This window comes from uncultured Nocardioides sp. (assembly GCF_902805925.1).
Classification (GTDB): domain Bacteria; phylum Actinomycetota; class Actinomycetes; order Propionibacteriales; family Nocardioidaceae; genus Nocardioides.
In genome coordinates, this window is record NZ_CADCUP010000069.1 from 1 (window position 1) to 9,712 (window position 9,712).

Sequence of the window (9,712 nt, forward strand, 5' to 3'; positions counted from 1 at the left end):
TGGGGCAGCGGCCGGCCTCGGGCCGGTACGTCGCCGCCGACGTGGCCGTGCCGGTGGAGGTGGCCTGAGGTGAGCGTCCTCACCGAGCACCCGACGACCCGCTTCGCCGCCCCGGCCGACGCCACCGCAGCGGCCCCTCCGGAGAGGCGCGGCCTGGCGCGCGACCGCGTGCGGCTGCTCGTCGCCACCCCCGACGGCACCACGCACGCCCGCTTCCGCGACCTCCCGCGCCACCTCGAGCCCGGCGACCTGGTGGTCGTCAACAACTCCGCCCCCGTGCGCGGCCAGGTCGACGGCACCCTCCACGGCGACCCGGTGGTGCTGCACGCCGCCACCCGCCTCGACGACGGCACCTGGGTCGTGGAGCTGCGCACGGCGCCCGACGCGGCGCGCGCGATCCTCGACGCGCGTCCCGGTGACCGCGTGCAGACCGGCGCCGTGGGCGTGGAGCTGCTCGCGGCGTACCCGCACGAGGGCTCCTCGCCCACCGGCACCGGCAACCGCCTCTGGCGGGCCCTGCCCTCCGGCGACCTGAGGAGGCACCTGGACCGGCAGGGCCGGGCGATCGCCTACGGCTACCTCGACCGGCGCTACCCGCTCTCGGCCTACCAGTCGGTGTTCGCCTCGGTGCCCGGCAGCGCCGAGATGGCCTCGGCCGGACGCCCGTTCACCCACGCGCTCCTCACCCGGCTCATCGCCCGCGGGATCGGCGTCGCGCCCCTCACCCTGCACACGGGCGTGTCGTCGCAGGAGGCCGGCGAGGGCCCCGCGCCGGAGTGGTTCGACGTGCCGGCCGCCACGGCCCGGCTCGTCGCCTCCACGCGGGCGGCGGGCGGGCGGGTGGTCGCCGTGGGCACGACGGTGACCCGGGCGCTGGAGTCGGCGGTCGACGGGGAGGGCCGCATCGGCCCCGCCCGCGGGTGGACCGAGCGCGTCGTCACCCCGACCGACCCGCCGCGGGTGGTCGACGGCCTCGTCACCGGCTGGCACGACCCGCAGGCCTCGCACCTGCTGCTGGTGGAGTCGGTCGCGGGCCCGGCACTGACCCAGGCGGCGTACGACGCGGCCGTCGCGGGGTCCTACCTGTGGCACGAGTTCGGCGACTCCGCGCTGCTCCTCCCCTGAGGGCGGTGGGGCCGCCACGGACGGAAATGGTGAGACCACGCGCTACCGTGTTCCGCCGAGGCGGTGCGACACTCCTCATCGCCGGGCACCGCGAGCAGCAAGGAACACACGTGGCACACAAGTTGGTGATCGTCGAGTCCCCGGCCAAGGCCAGGACCATCGGCGGGTACCTCGGCTCCGACTACGTCGTCGAGTCGTCGATCGGTCACATCCGCGACCTGCCGCAGAGCGCTGCCGACACCCCGGCCAAGATCAAGGACAAGCCGTGGGGGCGCCTCGCGGTCGACGTCGACAACGGCTTCCAGCCCCACTACGTCGTCCCGCGCGACAAGAAGTCGCACATCACCAAGCTGAAGTCGCTGCTCAAGGACGCCGACGAGCTCTACCTCGCCACCGACGAGGACCGTGAGGGCGAGGCGATCGCGTGGCACCTGCTCGACGAGCTCAAGCCCAAGGGCATCCCGGTGCACCGCATGGTCTTCCACGAGATCACCAAGCCGGCGATCCTCGCCGCGGTCGCCAACCCCCGCCAGATCAACGACGACCTCGTCGAGGCCCAGGAGGCCCGCCGCATCCTGGACCGCCTCTACGGCTACGAGGTCTCGCCGGTGCTGTGGAAGAAGGTCATGTCCGGCCTCTCGGCCGGCCGCGTGCAGTCGGTGGCCACCCGCCTCGTGGTCGACCGCGAGCGCACCCGGATGAGGTTCAAGGTCGCCTCCTACTGGGACATCGAGGGCACCTTCGACGCCGGCTCCGGCCACGACCAGCGGATGTTCCCCGCCAAGCTGCACTCCGTCGACGGCTCCCGCGTGGCCCGTGGCTCCGACTTCGGCCAGGACGGCACGCTCACGGGCAAGAAGGAGGTCGTGCACCTCGACCGCGCCCGCGCCGAGGCGCTGGTCTCCGGCCTGCAGGACAGCTCCTACGAGGTCCGCTCGGTCGAGTCCAAGCCCTACAAGCGCTCGCCGTACGCCCCGTTCCGCACCACCACCCTCCAGCAGGAGGCCGGCCGCAAGCTCGGCATGACCGCCTCGGTGGCCATGTCGGTCGCCCAGCGGCTCTACGAGAACGGCTTCATCACCTACATGCGCACCGACTCCACGACGCTGTCCACGGCGGCGGTCGGGGCGGCGCGCGACCAGGTGCGCGAGCTGTACGGCGCGGAGTACCTCCCCGACAGCCCCCGCGTGCACACCTCCAAGGTGAAGAACGCGCAGGAGGCGCACGAGGCGATCCGCCCGGCCGGCGACACGTTCCGCACCCCTGCGCAGACCGGGCTGACGGGGGAGCAGTTCCGGCTCTACGAGCTGATCTGGATGCGCACCGTCGCCTCCCAGATGAAGGACGCCGTCGGCCAGAGCGTCTCGGTGCGCATCGGCGGCACCGCCGCCACCGGCGAGGACGTCGTCTTCTCCGCGTCGGGCCGCGTGATCACCTTCCACGGGTTCCTCAAGGCCTACGTCGAGGGCCGCGACGACGCCAAGGACAGCGACGACACCGAGACCCGGCTGCCCCAGCTGGTCGAGGGTGCGGCGGTCTCCGCGGCCTCGCTGGCCGCCGCCGGCCACGAGACCAAGCCGCCGGCGCGCTACACCGAGGCCACGCTGATCAAGGAGCTCGAGGACCGCGAGATCGGCCGGCCCTCGACGTACGCCTCGATCATCAAGACCATCATCGACCGCGGCTACGTCTACAAGAAGGGCACGGCGCTGGTGCCGGCCTGGATCGCGTTCTCGGTGATCCGGCTGCTCGAGGAGCACTTCCCGCGCCACATCTCCTACGAGTTCACCGCCGACATGGAGGACGTGCTCGACGAGATCGCGCACGGCCGTCGCGACCGGGCCACCGAGCTCGGCGAGTTCTACTACGGCTCCGAGGAGGTCGACGGGCTGCACCCGCTGGTCACCGGCCTCGGCGAGATCGACGCGCGCGAGCTGGCGACGTTCCCGATCGGCGACCCCGCCGACGGCATCGACCTGCGCGTGGGCCGCTACGGCCCCTACCTCGAGGGCCCCGACGACGACGGCAACCCGGCCGGCAAGCGCGCCAACGTGCCCGACGACCTGCCGCCCGACGAGCTGACGACCGCCAAGGCGCTCGAGCTGCTGGCCAACCCGGCCGGCGAGGAGACCGTGCTCGGTGCGCACCCCGAGACCGGGCTCCAGGTCGTGGCGAAGAACGGCCGCTACGGCCCCTACGTCACCGAGGTCCTGCCCGAGGACGCGCCGAAGTCCGCTCGGCCCCGCACCGGCTCGCTCTTCAAGTCGATGTCGCTCGACTCGGTCACCCTCGACCAGGCGGTGCAGCTGCTCTCGCTGCCCCGGGTGGTCGGCGTCGGCGAGGACGGCGAGGAGATCACCGCGCAGAACGGCCGCTACGGGCCGTACCTGAAGAAGGGCACCGACTCCCGCACCATCGCCTCCGAGGAGCAGCTGCTCACCATCACCCTCGAGGAGGCGCTGGCGGTCTACGCCCAGCCCAAGCAGCGCGGGCGCGGCGCCGCGACCGCGCCGCTCAAGGAGCTCGGCAACGACCCGGTCTCCGGCCAGCCCGTCGTGGTCAAGGCGGGCCGCTTCGGCGAGTACGTCACCGACGGCGAGTACAACGCCACCCTCCGCAAGGACGACACGGTGGACGCCATCACCCTCGAGCGTGCCGCCGAGCTGCTCGCCGAGCGCCGCGAGAAGGGCCCGGCCAAGAAGACGGCCAAGCGGGGTGCGAAGAAGGCGCCGGCCAAGAAGACGGCGGCGAAGAGGACGACCGCCAAGAAGGCCACCACCAAGAAGGCCACCACCAAGAAGGCTGCGGCGAAGAAGGCCTGAGTCGACGAGGCAGGCGCCGATGGCACCGGTGCCTGGTCCCGCGTGACAGCACCGCGGGCGCATCGTCGGGGCCGTCGGAGGGCGACCGTAGGGTGTGCGCGTGACCACCTATCCCGGCCAGCACACCGACACCGGGGTGTTCGTGTGCTTCGAGGGCGGCGAGGGCGCGGGCAAGTCGACGCAGGCCCGGCTGCTCGCCGAGTGGCTGCGCGAGCAGACGCACCCGGTGCTGCTCACCTTCGAGCCGGGCGACACCCCGATCGGCCAGGACATCCGCCGCATCGTGCTCGACCCCGCCACCGGCCACCTCGCCGACCGCACCGAGGCCCTGCTGTACGCCGCCGACAAGGCCGAGCACATCGAGAAGGTGGTCCGCCCCGCGCTGGCCACGGGCGCCGTCGTCATCAGCGACCGCTACGTCGACACCTCGCTGGCCTACCAGGGCACCGGCCGCGGCATCGACGCGGCCGAGCTCGAGCACGTCCTGCGCTGGGCCACCGGCGACCTGCGGCCCGACCTCACCGTCGTCCTCGACCTGGAGCCGGAGCACGGGCTGGGCCGGTTCGAGGGGCGCGACCGCATCGAGGCCGAGTCGGTGGCGTTCCACCAGCGCGCCCGCCAGGGCTTCCTGGACCTCGCGGCGGCCGACCCCGACCACTACGCCGTGCTCGACGCCCGGCAGCCGGTGGAGCTGCTGGCCGAGGCGGTCCGCGAGCGGGTGGCCGCGCTGGTGGGGCTGCGCCCGTGACCGTCTGGGACGACCTGGTGGGCCAGCGGCCGGTCATCGAGACCCTGTCCCGCGCGGCCCGCGGCGACGGCATGACCCATGCCTGGCTCTTCACCGGCCCACCGGGATCGGGGCGCTCCAACGCCGCGATCGCCTTCGCGGCGGCCCTGCAGTGCGAGCAGGGAGGCTGCGGGGAGTGCCACTCGTGCCACACCGCGATGACCGGCTCCCACGCCGACATCACCGTGGTCCGCACCGAGAAGCTCTCCCTCGGCGTCGACGAGGTCCGCGAGCTGGTCAGGCGCTCCGCGCTCTCGCCCAACGGACGCCGCTGGCAGGTGCTCGTCGTCGAGGACTCCGACCGCCTCACCGACCAGGCCGCGAACGCCCTGCTGAAGGCGGTCGAGGAGCCCAACCAGCGCACGATCTGGCTGCTCTGCGCCCCCACCGTCGAGGATGTCCTGCCCACCATCCGCTCACGCTGCCGGCTGGTCACGCTGACCACGCCCGCAGCGATCGACGTGGCGGCGTTCCTCGAGCGCACGGCCGACGTGCCGCCGGCTCTCGCGGCGCACGCCGCCCGCGCCAGCCAGGGCCACATCGGTCGGGCCAAGGCGCTGGCCCGCGACGAGGACACCCGCAACCGGCGCGCGGAGGTGGTCCGCATCCCGGTCGCCCTCACGTCGCTGGGCGCCGCCATGACCGCCGCGGCCAACCTCGTGGACCTGGCCAAGCAGGAGGCCGAGGCGATCACCTCCGAGCTCGACGCGCGCGAGAAGCGGGACCTCGACTCGGCGTACGGCGTGCAGGAGCGCGGCCGGCGCCCGCGCGAGTACGCCCCCGCCCTCACCGCGCTGGAGAAGGGCCAGAAGACCCGGGCGAAGCGTCGCGTCCTCGACGTCGTCGACCGCAGCCTGATGGACCTCGCCTCGGTCTACCGTGACGCGATCTCGGTCTCCACCGGCGCCCGCGGCCACCTGGTCAACGAGGAGATCCGCGGCGACGTCGCCTCGATCGCCCGCCGCTCGAGCGCCGAGCAGCACCTCCAGCGCATCGAGGCGATCTTCACCGCGCGTGAGCAGATGCTGGAGTTCAACGTCCCGCCGGCGATCGCGCTGGAGTCGATGATGGTGGCCCTCCGGCTGACGGAGAGGCCGTCTGGAGGTCCGTCCCGATGAAGCGACTCGTCGCGCTGCTGCTCGTGCTGGCCCTGGTCCTGGGAGCGGTCCTGACCGGGCTCGTCGTCTTCCTGTCCGCAGGCGAGGACGACACCGGCAGCGCGCCGCCGCCCCAGCGCGCGGTGCGCACCGACGGCGGCGAGGCGCCGGAGTCGGCCACCACGCCGCCCGATCCGGCGCTCGCCGACCTCTACGGCCAGGAGCTGTCCTGGGAGTCCTGCGAGGGCGGCCTCCAGTGCTCGCGGCTGACCGTGCCGGTCGACTACGCCGAGCCGACCGGCGACACCGTCGAGATCGCCCTGCTCAAGGTGCCGGCCGCCCGGCCGGAGCAGCGCGTCGGCTCGCTCGTGGTCAACCCCGGCGGCCCCGGCGCCCCCGGCACGTCGTACGCCGCGGCGGCCGACCGAGTCTTCCGCCAGCGGATCACCGACCACTTCGACGTGGTCGGCTTCGATCCGCGCGGCACGGGGCAGAGCGCTCCGGTGGACTGCCTGACCGACGAGGAGCTCGACGCCTACCTCGCCACCGACCCGGTGCCCGACGACCCCGCGGAGGAGCGCGAGGTCGTCGGCTGGGTCGAGCGGTTCGGCGCCGGCTGCGCGCAGCGCTCCGGCCGCCTGGTGGCGCACGTGACGACCGTCGAGGCCGCCCGAGACATGGACGTGCTGCGGTCGGCCCTCGGCGAGGAGCAGCTCGACTACTTCGGTGCGTCCTACGGCACCAAGCTAGGGGCGACGTACGCCGAGCTCTTCCCCGACCGGGTGGGGCACCTCGTGCTCGACGGCGCCGTCGACGTCTCGCTCGGCAGCCGCCGGCTGAGCCTCGACCAGGCCGCCGGCTTCGAGCGGGCGCTGCGGGCCTACGTGGAGAACTGCATCGACTCCACCGACTCCTGCTTCCTCGGCGACGACGTGGAGCAGGGTCTGGCGACCATCACCGAGCTGGTCGAGTCCATCGACGCCCGGCCGCTGCCGACCGGCTCCGACCGCGAGCTGACCGTCGGCAAGGCGTTCTACGGCATCGTCACGCCGCTCTACAACCGCGACTACTGGTTCCTCCTCTCCGCTGCGCTGCGCTCGGCGCAGGACGGCGACGGCGCGGCGCTGATGGAGCTGTCCGACCTCTACGCCTCCCGCGGCCCCGAGGGCTACACCGACAACAGCGCCGAGGCGATCTACGCCATCAACTGCCTCGACGACCCCTTCGCCATCGAGCCGTCCGAGGTGCCGGACGAGTACGCCGCCTTCGAGGAGGCCTCGCCCACCTTCGGCCGGATCTTCGCCTGGGGCCTGATCGGCTGCGGCGGCCTGGAGGTCGAGCGCAGCGAGCCCGCGCCCGACATCGCCGCGGAGGGGGCCGCCCCGATCGTGGTCGTCGGCACCACCCGCGACCCCGCCACGCCGTACGAGTGGGCCGAGGCGCTCGCGGGCCAGCTCGAGTCCGGCGTGCTGGTCAGCAGGGACGGCGACGGGCACACGGGCTACAACGCCGGGAACGCCTGCGTGGACGAGGCGGTCGAGGGCTACCTCGTCGACGACGTCGTCCCCGACGACGGCCTCTCCTGCTGAGGCCTGCCGGTTTCGCCGCTCGTCGCGGGTGTCCGTATAGTTCTCCGCGTTGCCCGGGAGCCCTCGCGGACCCGCCAGCACGCCGCCTTAGCTCAGTCGGTAGAGCGAGTCACTCGTAATGACTAGGTCGTCAGTTCGATTCTGACAGGCGGCTCCATCGAAGTCCCCTGACCTGCAGCGACGCGGGTCGGGGGCCTCCGCGGTCCGGGTGGCTCGGCGGGACTCAGAGAGGCAGGTCGCTCTCCTGTGGGCCGCCCGGCCAGGGCGGCACCACGCGCTGGAGGTGCACGGTGTCGAGGAACGCCGTCCTGAGGTCCGGGGGAAGCCCTTCGAAGGGCGAGGTCTGCGAGGCATGGACGGCGATCGCTCGTTCCCGTCGCGCGAGGTGCTCCGTCGCCTCGATGCGGGTGGTGATGTGCTCGTCGGGCGTGCCGATGGCCGCGATCTCGGGGTCGAGGTGCGCGACGTCCGGCCGCTCCGAGCGCATCCGGTCCACCCAGCGGTGCATCAGTGATCGGGGGAGGCACGCGAGATAGGCCGCGGGGACCTCACATCGCTCCGCCGCCGCCAGGGCCGCGTCCCGGATCCTGGCGTGGTCGCGGTGGCCGTCACTGGCGTCGAGCGTCACCAGCACGTCCGGCGCGAATGCCCGGATCGAGTGCGACACGGAGGCCACGACGTCCTCGAACGGGGCAGCCACGAGGGAGCCGGCCGGCGGCTCCCCGGTCATGTCCGAGTCGGCGAAGTCGAGCAGCGAGACCTCGGAGACACCGAGGACGCGGGCCGCGTCGTGAAGCTCCTGCTCGCGGACGGATCCGAGGTCCGCCGTCGGGTCGGCCGCGGTCCCCGCCTCGCCGCGCGTCGCACAGCACACGGCCGTCACCGCGCCACGTGCGGCCGCGTGGAGCAGCAGGGACCCACAGCCGAACGTCTCGTCGTCGGGGTGGGCCACGACCAGCATCAGGCGGGTGGCGCGTGCACTCATGGTGACCTCCTCGACCTGCCGTGCAGGAGCTGAGAGGACTTTGACACTGCCGAGGACACCATGTCGACATGCACCATGCCCATCGCCGAGCGGGAGTTCCCAGACCGCGACCTCCGACGCGGTCTCGGGTCTGCTCTCGCTCAGCACCTGGCCCACCTACGAGCTCACCGAGCAGGTGCGACGCAGCCTGAACCGGTCCTCCTCGTCTGGGCCCCGCTGCTGGTCACCGGCGTCGCCGCGGGTCTCGTCCTGATGTCTGTCTCGGCATTCACGGTCGCGGTGGTCCTCGGAGCCTCGACCGGCGCGCTCTGCCCGGAGTGGTCGGGACCCCGCACTCCGGGCGAGCCGCGGTGGAGGGCCTGGACGAGCTGGAACGGCGCAACGCCTGGAGGCCTGGAGGTCCGGATGCAGGGAGGCGCCGGTGCGGACGAGACGCTGGAGGCCTTCGTCGTCCGCAGGGACGGGGTCGGCAGCCGAGCCGGGGACGGGCCGCGGCGTGCTCGGCGGAGCCACTACACTGACCCCGCCGTGAGCCCGTGGTGGTCACGTTCTCTTCACCGACTTCGCGAGAAGCGGTGCCGTGCAGGATGGGTGGGAAGTGCCTTCGGTTCGCGTGCGCAGGTCGACCCTGCTCAGAGGGGCGCGGTGCACCGCACCGCGACTGCTGGCGGCGTGCCTGGTCGTCGCCTCGGCGATCACGGCAGCGGCGCCCCCGTCGCTCGCGATCCCGGTCCGGGCCGACGGACCCGACCGCGCGGGCTCGGTCCTGTTCTTCGACGACTTCGAGGACGGGCTCGACCCGGCCGCCTGGCTGATCACCGACGACATCGCCTCGGCGGACCCGGCCGGCAAGTCGCAGGCCCAGTTCGTCCCGGAGAACGTCACCGCGTCGGACGGCGTGCTGGCGGTCTCCGCCCGACGACACTGCCTCGCCCCGGGGGAGGCGCGCGTGCTGCCCACGAACGGCGACGAGCGGCCGGAGGCCGACTGCCGCGCCGCCGGCTGGACGCCGGCCTACTCAGCGGGGCGGACGGCACTCTCCTACGCCGTCCCGCCGGGGATCGACTTCGAGATGCGGGTCTCGGCGCGGATGCCGCAGAACGGCGTGGACGGCTCCCGGTTCGCCATGTGGACCAAGAACTTCGGAGGCAGCAGCGCCTACTGCGACGAGGTCGGCGGCTGGAGCGACGTCGGCGAGATCGACCTGCTGGAGTACTCACCCGGCCGGCGCAACGACGTCCCGACCGCCAGCGGCACCTCGGTCCACATCGAGCAGACCACGCACCTGGGCTGCCGGGCCAGTGCCG

7 protein-coding genes and 1 tRNA gene are annotated in these 9,712 nt (G+C 73.0%); 7 read left to right on the top strand and 1 reads right to left on the bottom strand.

The features are described 5' to 3' along the window. The first annotated feature begins 69 nt into the window (after positions 1 to 69). The 6 genes from QZX64_RS04795 (at position 70) to QZX64_RS04820 (ending at position 7,577) form a co-directional block, all read left to right on the top strand. A complete protein-coding gene (locus QZX64_RS04795; protein WP_295657423.1) occupies positions 70 to 1,125 on the top strand; it encodes an S-adenosylmethionine:tRNA ribosyltransferase-isomerase in 1,056 nt (351 codons plus the stop codon). Positions 1,126 to 1,235: 110 nt separating this feature from the next. Next, the gene (gene topA / locus QZX64_RS04800; protein ID WP_295657425.1) at positions 1,236 to 3,947 is read left to right on the top strand and encodes a type I DNA topoisomerase; all 2,712 of its coding nucleotides are present in this window, start codon (positions 1,236 to 1,238) and stop codon (positions 3,945 to 3,947) included. Between the two features lie 100 nt (positions 3,948 to 4,047). Further along, positions 4,048 to 4,695 carry a dTMP kinase gene (gene tmk / locus QZX64_RS04805; protein WP_295657427.1) on the top strand — a complete coding sequence of 216 codons (648 nt, stop codon included), beginning with the start codon at positions 4,048 to 4,050 and terminating at the stop codon, positions 4,693 to 4,695. Continuing rightward, positions 4,692 to 5,852, top strand: coding sequence for a DNA polymerase III subunit delta' (locus QZX64_RS04810; RefSeq protein ID WP_295657429.1), 1,161 nt, complete (start codon positions 4,692 to 4,694; stop codon positions 5,850 to 5,852). The genes tmk and QZX64_RS04810 overlap by 4 nt, the downstream gene beginning before the upstream one ends. Beyond that, on the top strand, positions 5,849 to 7,420 hold the full coding sequence (locus QZX64_RS04815) for an alpha/beta hydrolase (RefSeq protein WP_295657430.1): 1,572 nt from the start codon (positions 5,849 to 5,851) through the stop codon (positions 7,418 to 7,420). The genes QZX64_RS04810 and QZX64_RS04815 overlap by 4 nt, the downstream gene beginning before the upstream one ends. 81 nt (positions 7,421 to 7,501) lie before the next feature. Beyond that, positions 7,502 to 7,577 (top strand) — tRNA-Thr (locus QZX64_RS04820). A gap of 66 nt (positions 7,578 to 7,643) precedes the next feature. Here QZX64_RS04820 and QZX64_RS04825 read toward each other — a convergent pair. Beyond that, complete coding sequence (locus QZX64_RS04825) at positions 7,644 to 8,405, bottom strand: PIG-L deacetylase family protein (RefSeq protein WP_295657431.1); 762 nt, start codon at positions 8,403 to 8,405, stop codon at positions 7,644 to 7,646. A gap of 613 nt (positions 8,406 to 9,018) precedes the next feature. Here QZX64_RS04825 and QZX64_RS04830 point away from each other — a divergent pair. Beyond that, positions 9,019 to 9,712: hypothetical protein (locus QZX64_RS04830; RefSeq protein ID WP_295657433.1), on the top strand; the 694-nt coding region annotated here is incomplete at its 3' end.